The sequence below is a fragment of the Microbispora amethystogenes genome (assembly GCF_016863015.1).
In the GTDB taxonomy this organism is placed as follows: domain Bacteria; phylum Actinomycetota; class Actinomycetes; order Streptosporangiales; family Streptosporangiaceae; genus Microbispora; species Microbispora amethystogenes.
On sequence record NZ_BOOB01000033.1, the window covers coordinates 1 to 24,820 of the forward strand.

22 protein-coding genes are annotated in these 24,820 nt (G+C 72.5%); 7 read left to right on the forward strand and 15 right to left on the reverse strand.

Annotation, left to right across the window (positions count from 1 at the left end; translation table 11 throughout):
* Positions 1 to 35 precede the first annotated feature (35 nt).
* The 4 genes from Mam01_RS21365 to recA form a co-directional block, all read right to left on the reverse strand.
* On the reverse strand, positions 36 to 716 hold the full coding sequence (locus Mam01_RS21365; RefSeq protein ID WP_204287014.1) for a DUF305 domain-containing protein: 681 nt from the start codon (positions 714 to 716) through the stop codon (positions 36 to 38).
* A gap of 117 nt (positions 717 to 833) precedes the next feature.
* A complete protein-coding gene (gene rny / locus Mam01_RS21370) occupies positions 834 to 2,459 on the reverse strand; it encodes a ribonuclease Y (RefSeq protein WP_239101499.1) in 1,626 nt (541 codons plus the stop codon).
* Positions 2,460 to 2,748: 289 nt separating this feature from the next.
* A complete protein-coding gene (recX, locus tag Mam01_RS21375; protein ID WP_204287015.1) occupies positions 2,749 to 3,984 on the reverse strand; it encodes a recombination regulator RecX in 1,236 nt (411 codons plus the stop codon).
* 8 nt (positions 3,985 to 3,992) lie between these two features.
* On the reverse strand, positions 3,993 to 5,123 hold the full coding sequence (gene recA, locus Mam01_RS21380) for a recombinase RecA (RefSeq protein ID WP_150936956.1): 1,131 nt from the start codon (positions 5,121 to 5,123) through the stop codon (positions 3,993 to 3,995).
* A 329-nt stretch (positions 5,124 to 5,452) separates the two neighbouring features.
* On the opposite strand from recA, the gene Mam01_RS21385 reads away from it, so the two are divergent.
* On the forward strand, positions 5,453 to 5,728 hold the full coding sequence (locus Mam01_RS21385) for a hypothetical protein (RefSeq protein ID WP_239101500.1): 276 nt from the start codon (positions 5,453 to 5,455) through the stop codon (positions 5,726 to 5,728).
* Between the two features lie 68 nt (positions 5,729 to 5,796).
* Here the strand turns inward: Mam01_RS21385 and Mam01_RS21390 are convergent, their stop codons facing one another.
* From Mam01_RS21390 to Mam01_RS21420, 7 genes are all read right to left on the reverse strand, one after another.
* On the reverse strand, positions 5,797 to 6,465 hold the full coding sequence (locus Mam01_RS21390) for an ABC transporter permease (protein ID WP_204287016.1): 669 nt from the start codon (positions 6,463 to 6,465) through the stop codon (positions 5,797 to 5,799).
* Positions 6,466 to 6,468: 3 nt separating this feature from the next.
* Complete coding sequence (locus Mam01_RS21395) at positions 6,469 to 6,882, reverse strand: ABC transporter permease family protein (RefSeq protein WP_204287017.1); 414 nt, start codon at positions 6,880 to 6,882, stop codon at positions 6,469 to 6,471.
* On the reverse strand, positions 6,879 to 7,757 hold the full coding sequence (locus tag Mam01_RS21400) for an ABC transporter ATP-binding protein (protein ID WP_239101501.1): 879 nt from the start codon (positions 7,755 to 7,757) through the stop codon (positions 6,879 to 6,881). The genes Mam01_RS21395 and Mam01_RS21400 overlap by 4 nt, the downstream gene beginning before the upstream one ends.
* Entirely contained in the window at positions 7,750 to 8,058 is a 309-nt protein-coding gene (locus tag Mam01_RS21405; protein WP_204287018.1) for a winged helix-turn-helix domain-containing protein, read from the reverse strand. Before Mam01_RS21405 ends, Mam01_RS21400 begins: the two co-directional genes overlap by 8 nt.
* The gene (locus Mam01_RS21410) at positions 8,055 to 8,516 is read right to left on the reverse strand and encodes a hypothetical protein (protein ID WP_204287019.1); all 462 of its coding nucleotides are present in this window, start codon (positions 8,514 to 8,516) and stop codon (positions 8,055 to 8,057) included. Before Mam01_RS21410 ends, Mam01_RS21405 begins: the two co-directional genes overlap by 4 nt.
* 189 nt (positions 8,517 to 8,705) lie before the next feature.
* Positions 8,706 to 8,900 carry a DUF3046 domain-containing protein gene (locus tag Mam01_RS21415; RefSeq protein ID WP_204287020.1) on the reverse strand — a complete coding sequence of 65 codons (195 nt, stop codon included), beginning with the start codon at positions 8,898 to 8,900 and terminating at the stop codon, positions 8,706 to 8,708.
* A gap of 65 nt (positions 8,901 to 8,965) precedes the next feature.
* The gene (locus Mam01_RS21420) at positions 8,966 to 9,454 is read right to left on the reverse strand and encodes a VOC family protein (protein WP_150936942.1); all 489 of its coding nucleotides are present in this window, start codon (positions 9,452 to 9,454) and stop codon (positions 8,966 to 8,968) included.
* A gap of 135 nt (positions 9,455 to 9,589) precedes the next feature.
* On the opposite strand from Mam01_RS21420, the gene Mam01_RS36815 reads away from it, so the two are divergent.
* Positions 9,590 to 14,947 (forward strand): Lhr family helicase, encoded by a 5,358-nt coding sequence (locus Mam01_RS36815; RefSeq protein WP_239101502.1) that lies wholly within the window; start codon positions 9,590 to 9,592, stop codon positions 14,945 to 14,947.
* A 33-nt stretch (positions 14,948 to 14,980) separates the two neighbouring features.
* On the opposite strand, the gene Mam01_RS21440 is transcribed toward Mam01_RS36815, so the two are convergent.
* Entirely contained in the window at positions 14,981 to 16,318 is a 1,338-nt protein-coding gene (locus Mam01_RS21440) for an APC family permease (RefSeq protein WP_204287021.1), read from the reverse strand.
* A gap of 72 nt (positions 16,319 to 16,390) precedes the next feature.
* On the opposite strand from Mam01_RS21440, the gene Mam01_RS21445 reads away from it, so the two are divergent.
* Positions 16,391 to 17,428, forward strand: a complete 1,038-nt coding sequence (locus Mam01_RS21445; protein WP_204287022.1) for a GlxA family transcriptional regulator — start codon at positions 16,391 to 16,393, stop codon at positions 17,426 to 17,428.
* Here Mam01_RS21445 and Mam01_RS21450 read toward each other — a convergent pair.
* Together Mam01_RS21450 and Mam01_RS21455 are read right to left on the reverse strand one after the other, a co-directional pair.
* Positions 17,407 to 18,090 carry a M15 family metallopeptidase gene (locus Mam01_RS21450; protein ID WP_204287023.1) on the reverse strand — a complete coding sequence of 228 codons (684 nt, stop codon included), beginning with the start codon at positions 18,088 to 18,090 and terminating at the stop codon, positions 17,407 to 17,409. The two genes, Mam01_RS21445 and Mam01_RS21450, sit on opposite strands and share 22 nt — an antisense overlap.
* A 16-nt stretch (positions 18,091 to 18,106) precedes the next feature.
* On the reverse strand, positions 18,107 to 19,282 hold the full coding sequence (locus Mam01_RS21455) for an ROK family transcriptional regulator (RefSeq protein ID WP_204287024.1): 1,176 nt from the start codon (positions 19,280 to 19,282) through the stop codon (positions 18,107 to 18,109).
* Between the two features lie 215 nt (positions 19,283 to 19,497).
* Between Mam01_RS21455 and Mam01_RS21460 the strand changes: the two genes are divergently transcribed.
* The 4 genes from Mam01_RS21460 to Mam01_RS21475 all read left to right on the forward strand — a co-directional run bounded on the left by Mam01_RS21460 (position 19,498) and on the right by Mam01_RS21475 (position 24,362).
* Positions 19,498 to 20,829 (forward strand): sugar ABC transporter substrate-binding protein, encoded by a 1,332-nt coding sequence (locus tag Mam01_RS21460; protein ID WP_150936929.1) that lies wholly within the window; start codon positions 19,498 to 19,500, stop codon positions 20,827 to 20,829.
* 5 nt (positions 20,830 to 20,834) lie between these two features.
* Positions 20,835 to 21,851, forward strand: a complete 1,017-nt coding sequence (locus tag Mam01_RS21465) for a carbohydrate ABC transporter permease (RefSeq protein ID WP_204287025.1) — start codon at positions 20,835 to 20,837, stop codon at positions 21,849 to 21,851.
* Positions 21,848 to 22,699 carry a carbohydrate ABC transporter permease gene (locus tag Mam01_RS21470; RefSeq protein ID WP_204287026.1) on the forward strand — a complete coding sequence of 284 codons (852 nt, stop codon included), beginning with the start codon at positions 21,848 to 21,850 and terminating at the stop codon, positions 22,697 to 22,699. The genes Mam01_RS21465 and Mam01_RS21470 overlap by 4 nt, the downstream gene beginning before the upstream one ends.
* A gap of 118 nt (positions 22,700 to 22,817) precedes the next feature.
* Positions 22,818 to 24,362, forward strand: coding sequence for a glycoside hydrolase family 3 protein (locus tag Mam01_RS21475; RefSeq protein ID WP_204287027.1), 1,545 nt, complete (start codon positions 22,818 to 22,820; stop codon positions 24,360 to 24,362).
* Between the two features lie 113 nt (positions 24,363 to 24,475).
* Here the strand turns inward: Mam01_RS21475 and Mam01_RS21480 are convergent.
* Positions 24,476 to 24,820, reverse strand: a 345-nt coding sequence (locus Mam01_RS21480) for a hypothetical protein (protein ID WP_204287028.1), incomplete at its 5' end; no start/stop codon positions are given.

Genomic DNA, 24,820 nt, shown 5'->3' on the forward strand with positions numbered 1-24,820 from the left:
GGACTGCATCCCCGGCCCTCAGGCCGGGGAGCGCGTCAACCGTTCAGCTTCGCGAGGAGGGCGCGCATGCGGTCGATCTCGATGCGCTGGTCCCCGTCGACGTGGGTGACGAACTGGTTGATCTCCGATTCGCCGCCTCCTCCGTCGCCGAAGAGCCGCTCGACCATCGTCAGCGCGCCCATGTGGTGCTGGATCATGTCCTCGTAGAAGAGCCGGTCGAACCGCGCCCCCTTGGCCTGCTCCAGCTCGGCGAACTGCGCCTCGGTGAGCATGCCCGGCATGGGCTCCCCGCCACCGTGGTCGTGCCCGGCGCCGGAGCCCACGCTGGGCACCTCCTGGAGCCGGGCCCTCAGCCAGCGCACCATCTGGTCGATCTCGTCCTGCTGGGAGATCTCGATCCGCTTCGCGAACCGGGGAAGGTCCTTGCTCTCGCTGCGACCGGCCACGAGCCCGGTCATGCGCAGGGCCTGGGAGTGATGGCGGATCATCCCCTGCATGAAGCGCACGTCGGCGTCGGTGTGCTCCTGGCCCTCGGCGCGCGGCACCTCGCCGGCCGGCAGGACCTTGCTGCCCTGTCCCGGCGCGCCCGGCTGCACGACGTTCACCGCGGGGGCCTGGGCGGCCTTGGGAGTCTCCGTCTTCGCCGTACAGGCACTGATCGCGGTGGCCGCCAGCACGAGCACGAGAAGCCGACGGCGTGGGGTCGAGGGGATCATGGCCGTGCACTCGCTTCAGGGTCTGGGGGCGCCGGGCTAAAACGGGAGTATATGGAGGGGTATAGCACATTCACCCCAAATCCGGTTAGTGCCCACCAAATGCCGCGGCGGCCGAGGTTATCGGGCGAACTCGGTGGCGCGGGACTCGCGGACCACGGTGATGCGGATCTGCCCGGGGTAGGTCAGCTCCTCCTCCACCTGCTTGGCGACGTCCCGGGCGATCACCTGGGCCTGGATGTCGTCGACGTTGTCGGGCCGGACCATGACGCGGATCTCCCGGCCCGCCTGCATGGCGAACACCTTGTCCACCCCGTCGTACGACTGGGCGATCTCCTCCAGGCGCTCCAGCCGCTTCACGTACGCCTCCAGGGACTCGCGCCGGGCGCCCGGGCGGCTGCCGCTGATCGCGTCGGCGGCCTGGGTGAGGACGGCCTCGACGGTCCTGACCTCCACCTCGTTGTGGTGCGCCTCGATGGCGTGGACGACATCCTCGTGCTCGCCGTACCGGCGGGCGATCTCCGCGCCGATCATCGCGTGGCTGCCCTCGACCTCGTGTGTGAGCGCCTTGCCGATGTCGTGCAGGAGAGCGCACCGCTTGACGAGGTCACGGTCGAGCCGCAGCTCGGCGGCCATGATCCCGGCGATGTGGGCCGACTCGATCAGGTGCTTGAGCACGTTCTGGCCGTAGGAGGTGCGGTAGCGCAGCTGCCCGAGCAGGGTGACCAGCTCGGGGTGCATCTCCGTGATGCCCAGCTCGACCAGCGCGTCCTCCCCCGCGCGTACGCACAGGTCCAGCACCTCGGCCTTGCTGCGCTCGTGGGCCTCCTCGATGCGCTGGGGGTGGATGCGCCCGTCGAGCACGAGCTTCTCCAACGTCAGCCTGGCCGTCTCCCGGCGAACCGGGTCGAAGCACGACAGAAGCACCGCTTCGGGTGTGTCGTCGATGATCAGGTTGACGCCGGTGGTGGACTCGAAGGCTCGGATGTTGCGGCCCTCGCGGCCGATGATCCGGCCCTTCATCTCGTCGCCGGGGAGGTGGAGGACGCTCACGACCGACTCGGCCGTCTGCTCGGTGGCGACCCGCTGCACGGCGAGGGTCACGATCTTGCAGGCGCGCTTCTCGCCCTCCTTGCGGGCCTCGCTCTCGATCTCTCGGACGATCAGGGCCGCCTCGCGCTTGGCCTGGTTCTCGATCTCCTTGACCAGCTCGGCCCTGGCCTGGTCGGCCGTCAGGCCCGCGACCCGCTCCAGGATCTCCTTGCGCCGCTCGGCCACCCGCTCTAGGTCCTCGCGGCGGTCGGCCAGCTCCGTCTCGGTCTCGGCCAGCTTGCGGGCGCGCTCGGCCTGCCTGCGCGCTTCCTCGTCGAGCCGCTGCTCGCGCTCGGCCAGCCGGTTCTCGCGCCGCTCCAGGTCGGAGCGCAGCTCCTTGAGCTCGGTCTTGAGGAGACGCGCCTCCTCCTCGACCTCCTTGCGCGTGAGCGCCGCGCTCTCGGCGAGCGACTCGGACTTCTGGAGGATCTCTCCCGCGTCCCGCTCCGCCTTCGTACGGATCTCCTCGGCCTCCTGCCGGGCCCGTTCGAGCTCCTCGTTGACCTCGGCCTTGACCTCGGCGAGCTGCTTGGGCGAGGGACCGGACGGCGCGGCGACTCCGCCGGTGCGGCGTACGACTATGACAAGGGCGGCGATCATCACGAGAGCCAGCAGCACCACCGCAACCGCAAGAACGATCACGATCGTGTCCATGCGCGCTCACCCCTATCGCCTCACGACAACCTCATGGCAGGGGTCACACGCGCGCAGCACAGCACAGCCCGGTGGCGTCACCAGGACAAATATCGTCACATCGCCCGGACACCCCGAAGGGCGACCGAAGTGGCCCGAAGGCCGGCCAAAGTCCTCGTCCGTCGTGCTTCACCGTTATGGCAATCCGCGCTGCGCGGAGTAACTCCTCACTGCGGTCGAGATTAAGCGTCAGAGAGGTAACGAGCAAGCAAAGATGGCCTGTCAAGCGACTTTTGCATGGTGCTATAGCTCACTCGAAGCTGTCGGGAAGCCCATCGGAGGGTATGCCTTCGGCCTCGATCGCCTCCCGGACGATGCGGAACGCCAGGCCGGGTGAGTAGCCCTTGCGGGCCAGCATGCCGACCAGCCGGCGCATGCGCGCCTGCGGCTCCACCCCGCGCGTGCCGGCCAGCTTGCGCTCCACCAGCCTGCGCGCGGTCTCGGTCTCCTCGTCGGGATCGAGCCGCTCCAGGGCGTCCTCGACCGTCTCCTCGGCGACGCCGCGCCGCCGCAGCTCCTGCGCCAGCGCGCGGCGGGCCAGGCCGCGTCCGGCGTGCCGGGAGGTCACCCACGCGGCGGCGAACGCCTCGTCGTCGATGAGCCCGACCTCGGAGAACCGCTCCAGCACGGCGGTCGCCGCCTCCTCGGGCACGTCCCGCTTGCGCAGGGCGTCCGCGAGCTGGGCCCGCGTCTTCGGCGCCATCGTCAGCAGCCGCAGGCAGATGGCCCTGGCCACCGCCTCGGGATCGGCCGGCGGCCCCTCACTCGCCGCACTGCCCTCCCGCGGCCCGTCGGGCAGCCACCCCCCGGACCGCTCCCGCCGCTCGCTCCGCGTTCCCCGGCCTCGGCGAGCCTCCCGGGCTCCGCGCGCTGCTCGACCACCCGGCGCTCCTGGCGCTTCCCGGTCCCCAAGCCCCTCCCGGTCTCCAAGCCCCTCCCGGTCTCCAAGCCCCTCCCGGTCTCCGAGCGCGGCCCGGTCCCCCAGCGCGGCCCGGTCCCCCAGCGCGGCCCGTTCTCCGAGCGCGCCCCGGTCTCCCAGTGCGGGCGCCTCCTGGTCTTCCCAGGCTCCCCGGTCTTCCCAGCCGGCGTCCTGCGCTCTCCGGTTCTCCCGCTTCCTGCCGCGCCCCTGACGCCGGCGCCCGGACCCGGCGGCGGCCGGGCCCGTGTCATCCCGGCCGGTGTCATCCCGGCCCCAGAGGTCGAACCCACCGGGGCCGGCGGAGCCGGCAAGGTTGCCGGAGCTGTCAGCGTCGCGGAAGCTGTCAGCGCCGCCGGGGCTGCCGGGGTCGCCGACGCCGCTGACTCCGTCCGGGGCTCGCCGTTCACGCCTGCGGATCTGCGCCCGCAGAGCGGCGATCGTCGCGGACGCGTCATCGGCCGAGCCAGCCGCCGAACCGGCCGGCTCCTCGACCGGCCCCCAGGGTCCCGAGTTCCAGTCTCCCGGCCCGGACTCGTCGTCCGGGCCGGAGGGCTCGTCGCGCCTCATGCCTGCGCTCAGACGTCACCCGGCTTGGGCGCGGCGGCCGCCTTGCTGCCCCGGCCCGACGCGGACGCGGACGCGGTCGCTCGGCCCGACGTGGGCGCGGGCGCGGCGGCCGGAGCGGCGGGAGTCTCGGTCGGCGTGTCCAGCCGGGGCCCGACCCCCAGCTTCTCCTTGATCTTCTTCTCGATCTCGTTGGCGATGTCGGGGTTGTTCTTCAGGAAGTTGCGGGCGTTCTCCTTGCCCTGCCCAAGCTGGTCGCCCTCGTACGTGTACCAGGCGCCCGCCTTCCGCACGAACCCGTGCTCGACACCCATGTCGATCAGGCCACCCTCGCGGGAGATGCCCATGCCGTAGAGGATGTCGAAGTCGGCCTGGCGGAACGGCGGGGCCATCTTGTTCTTGACGACCTTCACCCGGGTCCGGTTGCCGACCGGCTCGGTGCCGTCCTTGAGCGTCTCGATCCGGCGCACGTCCAGCCGCACCGACGCGTAGAACTTGAGCGCCTTGCCACCCGTGGTGGTCTCGGGACTCCCGAACATGACGCCGATCTTCTCGCGGAGCTGGTTGATGAAGATGGCGGTGGTCCGGGTCTGGTTCAGGGCGCCGGCGATCTTGCGCAGCGCCTGCGACATGAGACGGGCCTGGAGGCCGACGTGGCTGTCGCCCATCTCGCCCTCGATCTCCGCCTTCGGCACGAGGGCCGCCACGGAGTCGATCACGATGATGTCGACGGCGCCGGAGCGGATCAGCATGTCGGCGATCTCGAGGGCCTGCTCACCGGTGTCCGGCTGGGAGACGAGCAGCGCGTCGACGTCGACGCCCAGCTTCTTCGCGTACTCGGGGTCGAGGGCGTGCTCGGCGTCGATGAAGGCGGCGATGCCGCCGCCCCGCTGGGCGTTGGCCACGGCGTGCAGGGCCACCGTCGTCTTACCGGAGGACTCCGGACCGTACACCTCCACGATCCGGCCCCGGGGGAAGCCGCCGATGCCGAGGGCCACGTCGAGAGCGATGGCGCCGGTGGGGATGACCTCGATCGGGGCACGCGCGTCGTCTCCGAGACGCATGACGCTGCCCTTGCCGAACTGCCGCTCGATTTGCGCGAGGGCGGTCTCAAGGGCCTTCTCGCGGTCGTTGATTGCCATTGGATGCCCCCTGGAGGGTGGTCGTCTGCTCGGTCACCGAAAAGCTACGGGGTGCGACCGACATTTTCTGAGCTTCCCGCACACCGCCCGGAAGGCGGGTGCGGCGGTCCGCCGCGTCCGGGCGCCGCGCGCGGCGCGCACCCCAGGGGCGACCAGACCAATATAGCCGAACGACTGTTCGATCACATGAGGAACCGCCGCCGGCATCGGGAAACCGGCCGGAGTTCCCGCCGCCGTTACATTCCCGGGCGTTACCCGTTCATGGTTGTCGTCCCGTTGACCTGCGACGATCCTTGTAACAAAGCTGGATCTCCCGCGAAGGGGGCCTCGTGACGGGCACCGGCGACTACGGCAGGCAGCGCCTGGCCTACCTGGAGGCGCTCGCCGCCCGGCTCCCCGGCCACGGCCTCGGCGCCCGGCTGATCGGCGGGGACACCCCCGTCCTCTCCGTCTGGCACCCGGAGACCGGCAGGCAGACGATCGTCTTCGCGATCCCCGCCGGGGAGGGCTGGGTGTTCCTGTGGGCCCCGGGCGGACAGGAGAGCGCCGACGATCCCGGCCGCGCGGCCGAGATGATCACTACGACGCTCACCCGGCCGCTCTGACCCGCCGGAACCTCCCCGGAACCCACCGGGACCCGGCGGGAACCCGCCGAGCCCGGTTCCGTACGGGATCAGCGCAGGACCTCGCCCAGCCTGACCCGGGCGCCCGTACGGAGAACCGCGCGCTGGTACACCCGGGCGGCGAACAGCAGCACGCCCACGACCGCCACGATCATGAGCGCCACGGCGACGAGGATCTCTCCCAGCGGCACGCCGGTGGCGGCCGTGCGTACGGGCATGACCATGGAGGAGAACGGCGGCACGAGCGACAGGACGCGCGCGACCGTGCCGGTGGGCTGGACGGCGGCGAAGTAGGCCGTCACGTAGGTCAGCATCATGAGGGTGGTCATCGGCGTCAGCACCGTGTTCAGCTCCTCCTGCCGCGACACCAGCGAGCCGAAGGTGGCAGCGAGCACGGCGAAGAACGCGTAGCCCAGCACGAACCAGACAAGCGCGCTGACGACGATCCCGCCCATTCCCGGTGGAAGGTCGGCCGCGAATCCGGTCGCGACCGACGCGGCCAGACCGGCGGCGACGACCACGGCGAGGTTGACCAGCCCCAGGACGCCCAGTCCGACGATCTTGCCGCCCAGCAGCTGCCACGGGCGCACCGAGGTCAGCAGGATCTCCACGATCCGGCTGCCCTTCTCCTCCACCACGCCCATCGCGACGTACATCGAGGAGTAGATGAACAGGAAGAACAGCACCATCACGAGCAGGGTGGCGATGCCGGTGCGCACGCCCTAGTATCGCGCGTCGGCGCCGACCGACTCCACCCGCAGCGGCGTGACCGTGACCCCGGCCGCCTTGATCTGCTCGTCCCGGTGGACGCTTTCGAGGATCAGCCCCAGCCGCTGGTCGAGCTCGCCGTTCGCGACGACCCTGTCCCCGCCGATCAGGGCCGCGTCGACGTCTCCGGCGATCACCGCCTTCCGCGCGGCCGCCTCGTCCGGATAGCGCGAGTAGGAGAGCTGGGTGACGGGGGCGGGGGCGGCGCCCACCACGCCGACGTCGAAGGTGCCGTCACCGCCGAGCGCCTTGGGCAGGAACGCCAGCGCGGCCACCAGGATCGCGCTGATCGCCAGGCTGATCAGGAAGGACTTCGTCCGGATCCGCGTGCGGACCTCCCGCTGGGCCACCAGCATCAGGCCGTTCATGCCACCGCCTCCCTGAAGATCTCGGTGAGGGTCGGCTGCCGCCGCCCGAAGTGCTCGACCGTCCCCGCGCTCATCGCCGTACGGAGGACGGCCTGGTCGTCGCCCTCCTCGCAGAGCAGGACGTCGCGGTCGCCCTCGCGGACGACCGTGCCGGGAAGGCCGTCGGCCCATCCGGGCGCGCCGCCACGGACCACGACGCGCAGCACCCCGCGACCCTCCCGCTCCCGCAGTTCGGCGACCGGGCCGTACGCGACCATCCGGCCCGCGGAGATGATGCCGACCGAGTCGCAGAGCCGTTCGACCAGATCCAGCTGGTGGCTGGAGAAGATGACCGGCACGCCCTCGGCGGCGCGGTCCTTGAGCACCTCCGCCAGCGCGTCGACCGCCAGCGGGTCGAGGCCGGAGAACGGCTCGTCGAGGATCAGCACCGTCGGCTCGTGGACGAGCGCGACCGCGAGTTGCACGCGCTGCTGGTTGCCGAGCGACAGCGCCTCGACGGCGTCGTCGCGCCGCCCGACCAGGCCGAGCCGTTCGAGCAGGGCGTCCGTGGCCGTGCGGGCGGCGGCCGGGGCGAGCCCGTGGAGCCGGCCGAAGTACTCGATCTGCTCGGCGACCTTCATCTTCTGGTAGAGGCCGCGTTCCTCCGGCATGTAGCCGAACGTGCGGCGATCGTCGTACCCCAGCGGGCGCCCGTCGAGCCGCACCTCTCCGGAGTCGGCGCCGAGCACGCCCATCACGATGCGCATCGTCGTCGTCTTTCCCGCGCCGTTGGCGCCGACGAAGCCGAACATCTCACCGGGTCGTACGGTGAAGCCCACCCCGTCGAGGGCGGTCGTGTCTCCGTAGCGTTTGCGCAGTCCGTCGATCTCAAGCACGGGGGGTCGCCTCCATGATTCGCCGCAGCACGTCCATGTAGTTCTCGAAAGCCGCCCGCCCCCGCTCGGTCAGCGAGAGCCAGGTGCGCCCCCGCTTGCCGACGAAGGCCTTCTCCACCCGGACGTAGCCGGCCTCTTCGAGCGTGAGGACGTGCTTGCTGAGCAGTGAGTCGCTGACCTCGATCGTGTCGCGGAGGAACCGGAAGTCGGCCTTCTCGGCCGCGGCCAGCGCCGCCACGATCGACAGCCGCACCGGGGCGTGGATGATCTCGTCGAGCTCGTGACGCGGGTGCGCGGTCATCGGTCCCTCGTGAGCGGGGCCCCCGCGGGCGAGTCCCTCATCAGCAGGAACGCGCCGTACACCAGGGGCAGCCCGGCGAGCACCGACAGCGCGAGCAGCACCGCGGCCGATCCCACCGTGAGCGTGGACGGCATGAGCCAGACGCCGTAGACGAACGGCAGCGCCATCGTCACCACGTACGCCGCCTCGACGGGCTTCCTGACCCGCTTCAGCAGCCGGTCGTGGACCCGCAGCGCAGCCCAGTACACGCAGAGCGTGATCGTCAGGACGACCCACCCGAGCGCACCGACCAGCGGCCACACGCCGCCGCCGAGGAACATCACCGGCCAGTAGACCATCGTGGCCAGCCCCACGAGCAGGTACGCCCGCCCGGGGCCGCGGGCGGACCGCCTGACCTGCCGGTCCATCCGCCCGATCTCCTGGAGCGCCTCATCGGGAGTGAAGCGATCTCCGCTCATGCTCTTCCTCCCCGTTCATCCGATCAACACGGTAGCAAGCACTCAACCGGCGTTCAAGTGCTTGCCGTAGACGGCGAAGGAAAGTGCCCAGGGGAAGAGCGTGCGTGGCCGCGAGGAGGAGGCGGCGGCGACCGGCCGATGGTGCGGGGGCGGGCCGTCAGCGGTGCTCCGGCGCCGCGCGGCGGCGCGTCAGCGCAGTCTGGGGTCGACGTCGACCGTCTGGCAGACGGCCTGCCAGACCTGCTTCGCCGCCACGCCTTCGGCGAGGGCCTGCTCGACGGTGCGCCCGCCGAGACCGGCGAGGACGTAGTCCTTGGCCCACGACTCCGCGTACGCCTCGCCGAAGTGGCGGCGCATCCTGTTCCAGAAGTCCGTGAGGCGCATGCGTTCAGTATGGCCCCCACGCGGAATGGACTCGCCGCCCTCGGCGGCCGTGGCGCCGCGTCCCGTCACATCACGCGGGCGCCGTACATCTCACCGAGTGGGTCCGCGAGGAGCTCGAGGCGCGCGCCGTCCGGGTCGCGGAAGTAGACCGAGCTGCCGCTCTCCTCCTGGTACGGCACGCCGGCCGCGTCGAGCTTGCCGCGCAGGCGCTCCCACGTCGCCCGATCCACGGAGATCGCGATGTGGTGGAGCCCGCCGAGCACCTCCTTGTACGGCTCCAGGTCGAGACCGGGGAGGTCGAAGAAGGCCAGCAGGTTCCCGTTGCCGATGTCGAAGAAGAAGTGGTTCGACCCCCGGTAGTCGCGGTTCTCGAAGATCTCGGTCAGCGGGAACTCGAGAAGCTCGTGGTAGAAGCGGATGGTGCGCTCGACGTCGGACGAGATCAACGCGAAGTGGTGCAGGCCACGCGCGCTGCTTGCGGCACGGCGCTCACCGAGGTAGCGCTCCCGGATGCGGGCGCGCGCCGCCTCGACGGCCGCGTAGTCGATTTCCATACTCAAGAAGATTGTCCTGTTCGGCGCTCGTCATGCCCCCGGTCGCCCGGCGATCCGGGCGCTTCCCGCTCCACCCGTGCCGCGGGCGGGCCGCCCCCGTGGCCAGGCGGCGTGGCGTTTTCTGTCGGTGGGGCGATGCATGATGGGCGGGTGGGTGCGCTCGACGGCTTCAGCCCGGTGACCAGGGAGTGGTTCACCGGGGCGTTCGCGACGCCGACCTCGGCGCAGGAGGGCGCGTGGTCGTCGATCGCGCGTGGCGAGAACACCCTCGTGGTCGCCCCCACGGGGTCGGGCAAGACGCTCGCGGCCTTCCTGTGGGCGATCGACCGCCTGGCCGTCGAGCACGCGACCGGGCAGGGTGACACGGCGGGCCCGCGGGACCGGCGCGGCGGGTCGCCCGGGCGGCGGTCCGAGGGCGCGGGCGGCCGGGCGAAGAGCGGGGAGCCGGCGCGTCCCTGCCGTGTCGTGTACGTCTCGCCGCTGAAGGCCCTGGCGGTCGACGTGGAGCGGAACCTGCGCGCCCCGCTCACCGGCATCCGGCAGACGGCGCTGCGGATGGGGCTGCCGGCCCCCGACATCTCGGTGGCGATCCGCTCCGGGGACACCGCGGCGGAGGAGCGGCGCCGTTTCGCGAACCGGCCGTCGGACATCCTGATCACGACGCCCGAGTCGCTGTTCCTGCTCCTCACCTCCCAGGCGCGCGAGGCGCTGCGCGGTGTCCAGACCGTGATCGTGGACGAGGTCCACGCCGTCGCGTCGACCAAACGCGGGGCCCACCTCGCGCTCACGCTGGAGCGGCTCGACGCCCTGCTGCCCGCCCCGGCCCAGCGCATCGGCCTGTCGGCGACCGTGCGCCCGGTCGGTGAGGTGGCGGCCTTCCTCGGCGGGACGCGCCCGGCCACGGTCGTGCAGCCGCCCGCCGAGAAGGTCATCGAGGTCGACGTCGTGGTGCCGGTCGAGGACATGACGGAGCTCGCGCCGCCTCCTCCCGGCGCCGAGGGCGAGCCGGCGGAGCACCGGCGGAGCATCTGGCCGCACGTGGAGGAGCACCTGCTCGATCTGATCCAGGCCCACCGGTCCACGATCGTCTTCGCCAACTCACGGCGCTTGTCGGAGCGGCTGTGCACCCGGCTCAACGAGCTCGCCTGGGAGCGGCAGGCCCCCTCCGCCCCCAATGGAGGCACAGGCGAGGGCGCGGGCGGGGAGGATCCGGCGCACTGGTCGGAGGCCTTCGGGCGGTTGCACGCGCAGTGGTCCGGCCACCGGGACGGATCAGATCCCGGGCAGGCGGCCCCCTCGGCCGAGCGATCCGGACCCGAGGAACCGGGACCCGCGGAACCCGGTCCTGCGGTGCCTGGGCTCGCGGGATCTGGCCTGCCGGGACCTGCGGGGCCTGGGCTCGCGGGACCTGGCCTGCCGGGACCTGCGGGGCCTGGGCTCACAAAACCGGGGCTGCCGGGACCTGGACTGCCGGGACCGGGCTTGCCGGGACCGGGCCTGCCGGGACCAGGGGTCATGCCGTCGGAGTTCATGGCTCAGGCGGGCGTGTCGGGCGGCGCGATCCCCGAGGTGGTGCGGGCCCACCACGGTTCCGTCTCCAAGGAGGAGCGCGCCCAGATCGAGGAGGCGCTGAAGTCGGGCCGCCTGCCCGCCGTGGTCGCCACCTCCAGTCTGGAGCTCGGCATCGACATGGGCTCGGTCGACCTCGTGGCCTGCGTGGAGGCACCGCCCAGCGTGGCCAGCGGGCTGCAGCGCATCGGCCGCGCCGGGCACCAGGTCGGCGCGGTGTCCAGGGGTGTGATCTTCCCCAAGTACCGGGGCGACCTGGTCCAGACGGCGGTGGTGGCGGAGCGCATGCGGGCCGGGCGGATCGAGGAGCTCCGCTACCCGCGCAACCCGCTCGACGTGCTGGCCCAGCAGATCGTCGCGATGACCGCGCTCGACGAGTGGACGGTCGACTCGCTGGAGGCGCTGGTGCGCCGGGCCGCGCCGTACGCCACGCTGCCGCGCACCGCGCTGGAGGCGACGCTCGACATGCTGGCCGGGCGTTATCCGAGCGAGGAGTTCGCCGAGTTGCGGCCGCGCGTCGTGTGGGACCGGGTGACGGGGACCCTCCACGGCCGTCCGGGGGCGCAGCGCCTGGCGGTGACCAACGGGGGCACGATCCCCGACCGGGGGCTGTTCGGCGTGTTCCTCGTCGGCGAGAAGTCCTCGCGGGTGGGCGAGCTGGACGAGGAGATGGTCTACGAGTCCCGCGTCGGCGACGTGTTCGTGCTGGGCGCGACCTCCTGGCGGATCGAGGACATCACGGCCGACCGCGTGCTGGTCTCCCCCGCTCCCGGCCGGCCGGGCAAGCTGCCGTTCTGGCACGGCGACGCGCCGGGCCGCCCCGCGGAGCTGGGCCGGGCCATCGGCGCGTTCCTCCGGGAGCTGTCGGCCGCCGGGGCGGGCGGCCGGGGCGACGCCCGCGCGGCGCTCGAACGCGTCCGCGCGGCCGGCCTCGACGAGTACGCCGCCGGGAACCTCCTCTCCTACCTGACCGAACAGCGGGAGGCGACGGGATACGTGCCCGACGACCGCACGCTGGTGGTGGAGCGGTTCCGCGACGAGCTGGGCGACTGGCGGGTGGTGCTCCACTCCCCCTACGGCGCCCGGGTGCACGCGCCGTGGGCGCTCGCGATCGGGCGCCGCCTGCGCGAGCGGTACGGCACGGACGTCCAGGCCGTCCACTCCGACGACGGCATCGTGCTGCGCGTCCCCGACACCTTCGAGGACGGGCCGTCCGACGTGGCGGTGTTCGACGCCGACGAGATCGAGCAGATCGTGGTCGAGGAGCTGGGCGGCTCCGCCCTGTTCGCCTCCCGCTTCCGGGAGTGCGCCGGGCGCGCCCTCCTGCTGCCCCGGCGGACGCCGGGCAGGCGCACCCCGCTGTGGCAACAACGCCAGCGCGCGGCCCACCTGCTGGGCGTCGCGAGCAAGTACGCCGGTTTCCCGGTGGTCCTGGAGACGATGCGCGAGTGCCTGCAGGACGTCTTCGACGTTCCCGGCCTGGTGGGGCTCCTGCGCGACGTCGCCGCCCGCCGGGTGCGGGTGGTCGAGGTGGAGACCTCCCAGGCGTCCCCGTTCGCCGCGTCGCTGCTGTTCAACTACATCGGCGCCTTCATGTACGAAGGTGACGCGCCGCTGGCGGAGCGGCGGGCCCAGGCACTGGCCCTCGACACCGCGCTCCTGGCCGAGTTGCTCGGGCAGGCCGATCTGCGGGAACTGCTCGACGCCGACGTCCTCGCGGAGACCGAGCGGGAGCTGGCCCGGCTCGACCGGCCGTTGCGGGACGCCGAGGACCTCGCCGACCTGCTGCGTTCGCACGGGCCGCTGCTCGCGCAGGACGTCTCGATCCGCGAGGGCGACCCGGCGTGGCTGGCGGACCTGGAGCGGGCGCGCCGGGCCATCCGGGTGCGCGTGGCGGGTCACGAACAGTGGGCCGCCGTCGAGGACGCCTGGCGGCTGCGCGACGCCCTGGGCGTGCCGCTGCCCGTGGGCGTGCCGCACGAGTTCCTGGAGCCGCCGCCGACCGGCGGTGTGCACGGCCCCGGCGGGTCCGGCAGGCCCGCCGCCGACCCGCTGGGCGACCTGGTGGCCCGCCACGCCCGCACCCGCGGACCGTTCTCGTCCGGGACCGCCGCCGCCCGCTTCGGAGTCGGCGTCGCGGTGGCGGACGAGGCGCTGCGCCGCCTCGCCGGGTCGGGAAGGATCGTCTCGGGTGAGTTCCGGCCCGGCGGCCGGGGCGAGGAGTGGTGCGACGCGGACGTGCTGCGACTCCTGCGGCGCCGGTCGCTGGCCCGGCTCCGCAAGGAGGTCGAGCCGGTCGCGCCCGAGGTCCTGGCCGCCTTCCTGCCCGCCTGGCACGGGATCGCACCGCAGAACATCGCACCGCAGAGCATCACGGCGACCGGCGACCGTCCCCCCGGCTACGGCGGCCGCCCCGGCCTCCCTGGCTCCGGCCTCGCCGGTTCCGGTCCCCCGGGTCCCGGCTTCGCTGGTTCCGCCCCCGGCGGGCCTTCCGGCCCACCACGGCAAGGGCGGCAGGAGCTCCATGGGGCCGCGCGGGCGATGGACGGGTTGATCAGCGCGATCGAACGGCTGCAGGGAGCGGTGGTCCCCGCCTCGGCCCTGGAGTCGCTGGTGCTGCCCTCGCGGGTGCCCGGATACTCCCCCGCCCTGCTCGACGAGCTGACCTCGTCCGGCGAGGTCGTCTGGGCGGGCCAGGGCTCGCTGCCCGGCGGGGACGGCTGGATCTCGCTCTACTTCGCCGACACCGCCCCCCTGCTCCTGCCCGCGCCGGCGGAGATCACCATGACCCCTCTGCACGAACGGATCCTGGAGAGCCTCGGCGGCGGTGGGGCACTGTTCTTCCGCGAACTGTCCAACCGGATCGGGACGGCCGCACGCGGGGCGGCCGGCGCGGGCAAGGCGGGCGGGGCGGGCGGCATCGGTCCGGACGCCGCGGCGTCCCGCCGGGCCCGCATCCTCGGCCGGTCGTCCGGGGACACCCCGGCGGCCGGCGAGCGCCCCGCCGCGAACGGGACGCCGGACGATGTGACACCTGACGATGTGACGCTGGCCGCCGCGCTGTGGGATCTCGTCTGGGCGGGCCGCGTCACCGGGGACACGCTGGCTCCGCTCCGCTCGGCGCTGGGCACCGGAAGGCCCGCCCACCGTCCGGCCGCGACCAGGCGCCGCCGGGCCGTCCTGCCCACCAGAAGCGGCCCGCCGACCGTGAGCGGCCGATGGTGGCTGCTTCCCGCGCCCGCGGACGACGGCACCCAGCGGGCGCACGCCCAGGCGGAGGTGCTGCTCGAACGGCACGGAGTGCTGACCAGGGGCGGCGTCACGGCCGAACGCCTGCCCGGCGGCTTCTCCGCCGTCTACCAGGTGCTGCGGGCCTTCGAGGAGAGCGGGCGGTGCCGCCGCGGCTACTTCGTCGACGGGCTGGGCGGAGCCCAGTTCGCCCTTCCGGGCGCGGTGGACAGGATGCGCGCGATGTCCTCGCCGTCCTCCCCGTCGTCCTCCTCGGCGGGGTTCGCGCCGGAGGAGGATCTGTGGTCGATCCCGGCCCCGCCGCCGCCCCGGCCGGTGGTCGTGCTGGCCGCGGCCGACCCGGCCAACCCGTACGGCGCCGCGCTGCCCTGGCCCGAGCGCGCGGACGACGTGACCCACAAGCCGGGTCGCAAGGCGGGCGCGCTGGTGGTGCTGGTGGAGGGCGCCCTCGTCCTCTACGTCGAGCGTGGCGGCAAGACCCTGCTCTCCTACGGCTCGGAGGAGGACCTGCGCCCGGCCGTGCAGGCCCTGGCCGTCTCCGTACGGCGGGGCGCGCTGGGCAAGCTCACCGTCGAGCGGGCCGACGGCGCCGCGATCACCGGCTCACCCCTGGCGGAGGCCCTGGAGGCCGCGGGCTTCCATCCCACCCCGCGAGGCCTGCGCATCCGCGGCTGACCGCCGTCTCAGCGCAGGTCAGGTCATGTCAGGTCAGCTCAGCTCCACGACGCTGTCCAGGCGTTCTCCGGGGCGTTCTTCCGCGCCGTCTTCGGAGCGCTCCTCGTCGGCCCGCACCGCCCGGCGCCTCCCCAGGCGCAGGTACAGCAGGGCGGCCCCGGTCACCCCCAGCGGCCACAGCAGATAGGGGCCGGACATGATCAGCAGCGCGGCCACCGCGACCATGGCCGTCATCGCCGCGGCCCGGCCCACGCTGCGTCTGGGCAGCAGCCGGAGCGCGGCGGCCACCCCGACCGCGTACACCGCGACGAAGGAGCCGGTGGTGAGCAGCACCAGCGGCCGCGGACCGACGCCCGCCGCGACCACGACCGCCAGCGCGCAGAACGAGAGGGTCGCGTGGACGGCCAGGCTCCGGCGCGGCACGCCGCCCGCGACGCTCCCCTCGGCGAGCACCGCGGGCAGCGCTCCGTCCCGGCCGAGGGCGGCCCCCAGTTTGGCCGCCCCGGCGTAGTAGGCGTTCATCGCGCCGAGCGTCAGCAGCACCGCGGCTCCGGCGGCGAGCCAGCGGGCGTTGCCACCCAGTCCCATGGCCATGAGTTCGCCCAGCGGCGCCTCGGTCCGGGCGGCTCCGGGCCCGAGGACGGTGATCGTGGCGAAGGCCACCAGGAGATACAGCGCGCCCACGAGGACGACGGCCGCCGCGGTCGCCCTCGGCAGGTCCCGTTGCGGGCGGCGGAACTCGCCGGCGAGGTGGGTGATCGCCTCCCAGCCCGCGAAACTCCAGACGAGCAGCGCGCCCGCCGCGCCGATCGCGCTCCAGCCGTGCGGGGCGAACGGCCGGAGGTTGGCCATGTCGGCATGCGGCAGCGACAGCCCGACCGACACCAGCAGCAGGAGGACCAGCAGCCCCGCCAGCACGAGCTGCACCCTGCTGCTGAGCTGGAGCCCGACGGCGTTGGCGGCGGTGACCAGGGCCATCAGGGCCGCCGCCGTCAGCGCGGTGGTCGTCGTCCCGCCCCCGACCGCCGCGGAGACGTACGCCGCGCCGAACATCGCCGCGGGCACGGCGCCCAGCGGCACGGCGAAGTAGAAGCACCAGCCGACCACCGCCGCCACGCGCTCGCCGAAGGCGAGCCGGGCGTAGGTGGACACCCCGCCCGCGTCGGGATGACGCGCCCCGAGCGCGGCGAAGGTCCCGGCCAGCGGGGCCGACAGCAGGACGAGCGCCAGCCAGGCGAGCAGCGAGGCCGGCCCGGCCGCCTCGGCGGCCAGGGCGGGCAGCGCGATGACCCCGGTGCCCAGGACGGCTCCCACGTACATCGCCGTGCCGTGGCCGAAGGTCATCCGTCCCCTGCTCGTCGTGTCGCTCATGGAGATCAGCATCGGGGGCGGGGACGGCGGACAGCCAGCGGCAGAAACGACAATATGCGCTAAATTCCCGCCATGAGCGGTCACATCGTCGGCGTCGCCGTCACCGACGGCGCACCGGTGTTCGAGCTGGCGGTGCCGTGCGAGGTCTTCGGCATCGACCGCGGCGAGCTGGCCGACCCGTGGTACGACCTTCGACTGTGCGCCGCCGGGGCCGGGCCGGTGCGCACCACCTCCGGCCTGCGGATCGAGACGCCGTACGGGCTGGACGACCTGGTCCGGGCCGACACCGTCATCGTGGCCGCCGTCACCCGGGCCGTCCAGCTCGATCCTCCCCGCGACCTGATCGAGGCGCTGCGCCGCGCGCACGAGCGGGGCGGGCGCATCGTGTCGATCTGCTCGGGCGCCTACGTGCTGGCCGCCGCCGGGTTGCTGAACGGCCGGCGGGCCACCACGCACTGGCTGAACGGGGACGACTTCGCGCATCGCTTCCCGGACGTCGAGTTCGACCCCGTGCCGCTCTACATCGACGAGGGCGACATCATCACCTCGGCGGGCACCGGTTCGGCCATCGACGTCTGCCTGCACATCGTCCGCAGGGACCACGGCGTCGCGATCGCCAACGAGGTCGCCCGGCGCATGGTGGTGCCGCCGCAGAGGGAGGGCGGTCAGGCCCAGTACCAGGCCCCCTCCCCGCGCCTCTTCACCCGCCCGGCCGGGGAGAACGCCCTGGCCCCCGTGCTGGCGTGGGCCCGCGACCATCTGCACGAGCCGCTGACCGTGCCCCGGCTCGCCCGGGTGGCGCATCTCAGCGAACGCACCTTCGCCCGCCGGTTCCGCGACGCGCTGGGGATCACTCCGCTGCAGTGGCTGCTGCGGCAGCGGGTGCGGCTGGCGCAGGAACTCCTGGAAACCACCGACGAGACGGTCGAGGACATCGCCCGCCGGGCCGGCTTCGGCACCGCCCCCACCCTCCGCCATCACTTCGGCCGGATCGCCGGCGTCTCCCCGCAGGCCTACCGCAAGGTGTTCCGTTGCCCGGACGAGTTATCCGGACGAGTTATCCGGCGAGTGAGCCGACGAGGCTGGTCCTACAACTCCACGGGCCCGTAGAGGGCGGCGGGGGCGCGGCGGGTCATGGCCCAGTAGCGGTCGCCGTACGACCAGTGCCACCACTCGGTCGGATAGTTGACCAGGCCGCAGGCCTCCAGGGCCGCGCTCAGGACGTCGCGGTTGCGCCGTGCCCGAGCGCCCACCTCGGCGGCCGTGTAGCAGGCGCCGCGGCTCTGCTCCGGGGTGGCGTTGACGGCCGTCCCCATGTCGAGCTCCACCCCGTCGTCGTCGCAGAGCGTCAGGTCGACGGCCGCGCCCGCCGTGTGCGGGGCGACCTCGATCGGCGAGACGTACCGGCTCGCGGCGACGTGCAGGTCGCCGTCAGGCATGTCCGGGAAGGCGGCGCGCAGTTCGTCCTTGTACTCCTCGAAGTAGCGCCGTTGCAGCGCGGGCGGGCGGTAGCCCTCGACGACCACCAGGTTGCACCCCGCCGGCAGCCGGTCCTGGGCCTCCTCCAGGCGGGCCAGCAGGCCCTCCCGCAGGTGGGCGTAGGCTCCGGCCGGATCGGCGAGCCGTTCGTCGACCCGCAGCCGTCCCCGGACGTCACTCAGCTTCTCTCCGCAATCGTCCACGCCGATCGAGGTCACCCGGAGATCCGAGATCAGGACCACACCGGCGGCGGGGTCGGGCAGGACGGAGCGATCATGAGGGGAAACGGACATAGGGATCAACCTACCGTCACACGGTGTCCGAGAAGACCTCTTCACGCGCCCGGTCCAGTGCTGCGACGATAGCCCCCATAAGTACGGGATTGCCATCCACGCCGGTCGCCGCCACCGTGAGGCGGCTCGGGCACACGCGGGTCACCGCCTCCTCCACCCGCCGGGCGAGCAGGTGGCCCCCGGCCCTGCCGACGTCGCCGCTGAGCACGACCAGCCCCGGGTCGAGCACCACCGAGACCGCCGCGACGCCGACCGCGAGCCGCCCGGCCAGGCTGTCGACGAACCCCTCGTTTCCGGCCGCGATGGCCGCGCGGACCAGCCCCGCCACGTCGCGAGTCTCGAGGTCGTCAGCGCTCACGCCGTGCGCGCGGGCCAGGTTCCACAGCGCCTCTCCTCCGACGAGGCGCTGGAAGGACCCGGTCTGGGGCGCGGTGACCTGGCTCGGCAGCGGCTCGCCGGGGACCGGGAGCCAGCCGATCTCCCCCGCGCCGCCGGTGATCCCGCGGTGCAGCCTGCCGCCCAGCATGACGCCGAGGCCCTGGCCGACGCCGGTCCACAGGATCGCGAAGTCGTCGGCGCCCCGCGCCACGCCGTACGCCTGCTCGGCCAGCGCCGCGAGGTTCACGTCGTTCTCGATGATCACGCACTCGCCCAGCAGCGTGCGCAGCCCGGCGAGGATGCCGACGTGCCAGGAGGGCAGGTCGACGGAGTACCGCACGTCGCCGGTGGCGGGGTCGACGACGCCGCGGGTGCCGATGACGAAGCAGCGCAGCCGGGCGAGCTCGATCCCGGCCGTCCGGCAGGCCCGCTGGACGGCCTCGTGGACCACCCGTACGGGATCCCCGGCCTCGCTGGGGTCCACGGTGACCTGCGCGATGACCGTCCCGGTGATGTCGGCGACGGCGGCCGTGACGCTGTCCGGCAGCACCTCCAGGCCCGCGACGTACGCGCTGGAGGGGTTGACGCCGTACAACGCGGCGTTCGGGCCGCGGCCCCCGGGGCGCTCACCGGCGGCCGTGACCAGCCCGCGCGTCTCCAGGCGCGCGAGCAGCTGTCCCGAGGTCACCTTGGACAGCCCGGTGAGCTCACCCAGCTCGGCCCTGGTCAGCGGGCCTCTGGAGATGAGGAGTTCCAGTGCCGCGCGGTCGTTGATCTGCCGCAGCAGGCGAGGCGTGCCCGGTCGTTGTGGCACCGGCTGGTTCCCCTCTCGTCACGATCCGCTAACGCGGGCTTTTTTATAAGAAAGTTTCTTGTTAGTTTAGCGCCAGCCAGCCCGGAGGCAACCGATCAGCCTCGGGACGCCATGAGCGCCGACCGAAAGGAGAGCGCCTTCCAGCAGGTGAGCGGTCCGCCGACACCCCCACGAGGCGCACCCCCGACGCGAAGCCGGGAAGGGAGAGAACCATCGTGAAGATTGTGAAGATCGCGGTCGCGACCACCGCGACCGCCGCCCTGGCCCTGGGACTCGCCGCTTGCGGAAGCGACGACGCCAAGGACGCGGCCGCGCCCGCGGCCTCCGCGGCCGCCGGCGGCCCCAAGTTCGCGGGCCAGACTCTTACCGTGTGGCGACTCGGTGCCCCCACCGACGTCTTCACCAAATACATGGACGACCTGGGCGCCAAGTTCAAGGAGCAGACGGGCGCCGAGGCGAAGGTCCAGTGGATCCCCTGGCCCGACGCGCAGAAGAAGTGGACCGCCGCGCTCGCCGGCGGCGAGGGCCCGGACGTCACCGAGTTCGGCAACGACCAGGTCGCCGCCTGGGTGGCGCAGGACGCCCTGGCCGACATCAGCGGCATCGTCAAGGGCGACTCCGAGCTCCAGGAGATCCCGCAGAACCTGTGGAGCTACGAGACGATCGACGACAAGATCTACGCCGTGCCGTGGGGCGGCGGCACCCGGGCCGTGCTCTACCGCAAGGACTGGTTCGACAAGCTCGGCATCGAGGTCCCGAAGACCTGGGACGAGCTGATCGCCGCGGGCAAGAAGATCGTCGACAAGCAGGGCAAGGACGTCGACGGCTTCGCCTTCAACGGCGGCTCCGACGCGAACATGTCCCTGTCGCCGTTCGTCTGGTCCGCCGGCGGCGACTTCGCCAAGTTCGAGGGCGGCAAGTGGGTGGGCCAGCTCACCCAGCCGGGCTTCAAGGAGGGCTTCCAGTTCTACACGGACCTGGTCGCCAAGGACGGGGTGTCCGGCAAGGGCCGCCTGACGCAGAACTCGGTGGACATCGCCCAGCGGTTCGCCGCGGGCAAGGTCGGCATGTACGTCACCGGCGGCTGGGACATCGCCGCCATCAAGGAGCAGAGCAAGGGCAAGGTCGACGAGTCGAAGATGGGCTTCTTCTCGCTCCCGGCCAAGGACGGCTCCGGCCCGGCCCCGGCCTTCCAGGGCGGCAACGACATCGCCATCTGGAAGGACGCCAAGAACCCCGAGCTCGCCGCCGAGTACGTCAAGCTCGCCGCGGGCAAGGAGTTCGGCGTCCGGTACGCCAAGGAGGGCGGCCTGCTCCCGCTCTATCCGGACGCGCTCGCCGAGATGGGCGGCGACCCCGCCCAGAAGCCGTTCACGGACACCTTCAAGGTCGCCAAGGGCTTCCCCGCCAGCCCCAACTGGGCCGAGGCGAACGACACCAAGGCCGTGCTGCAGAACGCGGCGCGCTCGGTGATCGAGGGCAAGAAGAGCGTCGACCAGGCTCTGACGGACGCCAACTCCGAGCTTGAGACGATCCTCAACCAGTAGGACTCATGACCCACACGTCAACCCTCGCCCGGGGCGGAGCCGACACCTCCGCCCCGGAGCGGCGCCGTCGCAAGTTGGCCGGCCGCCCGGCCCTGCCCACCAAAGCCGTCCCGTACGTCCTGATCCTGCCCGGACTCCTGGTCATCGGTGCGCTCCTGCTCTACCCGCTGTACCAGATGGTCGAGATGTCCTTCCACAAGGTCGGGCTCCGGCAGATCAAGGCCGTCAACCCCGCGCCCGCCGAGTTCGTCGGCGGGGACAACTACGCCCAGATCTTCGGCTCCGACCTGTTCTGGTCGTCGCTGCGCAACACCGTGCTCTTCGCCGTCGTGACCGTCGCGCTGACCCTCGCCCTCGGCACCCTCGTCGGCCTGCTGCTGCACCGGCTGGGCCCGAAGATGTCGACCTTCGTGGTCGTCGGCATCATGGCCGCGTGGGCCACCCCGCCCACCGCGCAGGCCATCGTCTGGAAGTGGCTGTTCGACTCCGACGCCGGGGTGGTCAACTGGGCGCTGAACCTGCTGCCCGACGGGCTGTCGACCCTGCTGTTCGGCCAGGCCGACTGGAGCGGGCACCCGTGGTTCAACGACACGCTCACGCTCTACTTCGTCCTGGTCATGGCCGTGGTGTGGGCGTCCTTCCCGTTCATCGCGGTGTCGGTGCTGGCCGGTCTCAAGAGCATCCCCGGCGAGCTCTACGAGGCGGCGAAAATGGACGGCTCGGGCGCGGTCACCACGTTCCGGAGGATCACCCTCCCGCTGCTCAAGCCGGTGTTCTCGGTGCTGGTCGTGCTGTCGGTCATCTGGGACTTCAAGGTCTTCACCCAGCTCTACCTGCTGGCGGGCGGCACGGTGAACCGCGACGCGTTCAACCTGTCGCTGTGGAGCTACGCCGAGGCGTTCAGCAGCCCGCCGAAGATGGGCCTCGGCGCCGCCATCGCGGTCGTGCTGACGGTGATCCTGCTGCTGATCACCTTCGTGTACGTCCGGCAGATCGTGAAGACGGAGGACGACATCCGATGACGCCGCTGACCCGCCGGAGGCTCGGACGGGCCGCACTGAACGCGGCCGGGGTCGCGGTGTTCCTCTTCGCGGTCTTCCCCGTCTACTGGATGGTCGCCACGGCGTTCAAGCCGAACGACCAGATCTTCACCACGAGCTTCATCCCGTTCCCCAGACCGCCCTCGCTGGACCACGTCGAACGCGTCTTCACCAGGGGCGTCGCGGGACACTCGATCTGGCAGTACCTGCTCAACAGCACCCTCGTGGCGCTCAGCGCCGTCGTGCTCGGCGCCGTGTTCGCGCTGCTCGCGGCGACCGCCGTGGCGAGGTTCCGCTTCCGGTTCCGCACATCGTTCCTGATCCTGCTGCTGATCGTGCAGATGGTGCCGGCCGAGGCGCTGCTGATCCCGCTGTTCACCATGGTCAAGCGGCTCGGCCTGTACGACCAGCTGCTCGGCCTGATCGTCATCAACGTCGGCCTGACGCTGCCGTTCTCCGTCTGGATGCTGCGCACGTTCGTCGCCGCCGTGCCGAAGGAACTGGAGGAGGCGGCCTGGATCGACGGCGCGGGCCGGTTCACCACCTTCTGGCGGGTGTTGTTCCCGCTGGTCGCCCCGGGCCTCGTCGCCACCAGCATCTTCGCGTTCATCACCACCTGGAACGAGTTCGTCTACGCCCTGACCCTGATCGGCGACCAGGGCAAGTACACGATGCCGGTCGCGCTGCAGTTCTTCGTCGGCCAGCGGTCGACCGACTGGGGCGGCATCATGGCCGCCTCGACCCTGATGACCATCCCGGTCCTCGTCTTCTTCCTGCTGGTCCAGCGGCGGATGGTCTCCGGCCTCGTCGCGGGCGCGGTCAAGGGTTAGGCACACCGCCACGGGCACCCCCGCTTCGTACGGCCACCCGCACCGGTGGCCGCACGGGCCCTGCCCGCGCGCCCCCATCCCGCTCTTCCCTCCACTCTCACCAAGGAGCCGAGACACCATGTCCGCCACCCGCGACTCCCTGCCGGGGGCCGCAGACCTGTCCACGCGCACCGGCCTGTCCACGAGCACCGGTCTGTCGGCGAGCACCGGCGACCCGGGCCTGCACCGGCTCGCGGCGGGCGCGCTGCTCATCTCGTTCCGGGGCACGACCGCGCCGGACTGGGTCCTGCGCGGCCTGGAGGACGGCCTCGGCGGCGTGTGCCTGTTCGGCTTCAACGTGGCATCGGGCGAGCAGGTGGGCGCGCTCACGGCCCGGCTGAACGAGGCGGCGCGGCCCGTGGTCTCCCTGGACGAGGAGGGCGGGGACGTCACCCGGCTGGCCTACCACACAGGGAGCGCCTATCCGGGCAACGCGGCGCTCGGCCGGGTGGACGACGTCGGCCTTACCGAGCGCGTCTACCACGCCATGGCCGCCGACCTCGCCCGGTGCGGGGTGAACCTCGACATGGGCCCCGTGGCCGACGTCAACACCGCCGACGACAACCCGATCATCGGCACCCGCTCGTTCGGCCCGTCGCCGGACCTCGTGGCGCGGCACACGGTCGCCGCCGTACGCGGCCTGCAGTCGGCCGGGATCGCCGCCTGCGTCAAGCACTTCCCCGGCCACGGCGCCACGCACCAGGACTCCCACCTGGAGATCCCGCTGGTGGACGCCTCCCTCGACCTGCTGAGGGAGCGTGAGCTGGTCCCCTTCGTCGCGGCGATCGAGGCGGGCGCGAAGTCGATCATGACGGCGCACGTGGCGGTGCCCGAGCTGACCGGAGACCTGCCGGCCACGCTCAGCCGCGAGGCGCTGACCCGGCTGCTGCGCCGTGAACTGGGCTACGACGGCGTGGTGGTCAGCGACGCCCTCGACATGCACGCGATCAGCGAGAGCGTGGGGCTCGCCGAGGGCGCCGTGCTGTCCCTGGCCGCGGGCGCCGACCTGCTGTGCCTCGGGCCGCTGCCCACACCGGAGGACGTACGGCGGATGGTGGCGCACATCGCGGCCGCCGTCACCGAGGGCAGGCTCGCCGCCGGGCGCCTGGAGGAGGCGGCGGGACGGGTGGACCGGCTGCGTGCCTGGTTCGCCCGGCCGGACGCGTCCGCCGGAGACGAGAGCCAGGTCGTGGGGCTGGACGCGGCCCGCCGCGCCGTGTCGCTGACGGGTGCGGCGGCGCCGCTGGTCGACCCGTTCGTGGTCGAACTGGACACCCCGCCGACGATCGCGGTGGGCGAGGTGCCCTGGGGGGTCGGGCCGTGGCTGCCGCAGGCGGAGATCGTCCGGGTCCGGCCCGAGGACGCCGACGCCGCCGCGCTGCTCGGCCGGGCGCGGGACCGCTCGCTGATCGTGGTCGTCAAGGACGCGCACCGGCACCCGCGCAGCCGGGACCTGGTCTCCGCGCTGCTCGCCGCCCGCCCGGACGCGGTCGTGATGGAGATGGGCCTGCCCATCTGGCGGCCCGGGGCGGGCGCCTACCTCGCGACGTACGGCGCGGCCCGCGCCAACGCGCAGGCCGCGGTGGAGCTGCTGAGCGGTGGTCCCCTGGTGGCGGGGCTGTAGTGAGAAGGGGCCGTCCGGCTCACAAGCCGGACGGCCCCTTCTCACTACTGTTCACTACTGTCCACTACGGCGGCGTCCCCGGTAGGTTCACCGTGATCGCCACACCGACCCGGTCAGCCGCAGCTGATCGCGTTGTAGGCGGCCTCGTAGGACGTGGTGACGTTCTCACCGTCGATGGAGGACGTCCCGGTCACGGTGACCTTGCCCACGCCGATCTGCTTGGCCCGCGCATTGAAGGACTGGTACGCCTGCTTGCCCGGAGCCACGTTGGCCACGGTCGTCGAGCCGTACGGAGTCGTCAGCGTCACGGTCGCCGGCACGTCGCCGTCGTTGACGGCGGCGACCGCGACGTACACCGACGTGCCCAGGCAGCGGGACGAGGCAGTGACGGTCAGCGGCGTCCTGGCGGGCGGCGGCGCCGCGACGACCGTGAACGTGGTCGTGGCGACGCCGGAGGT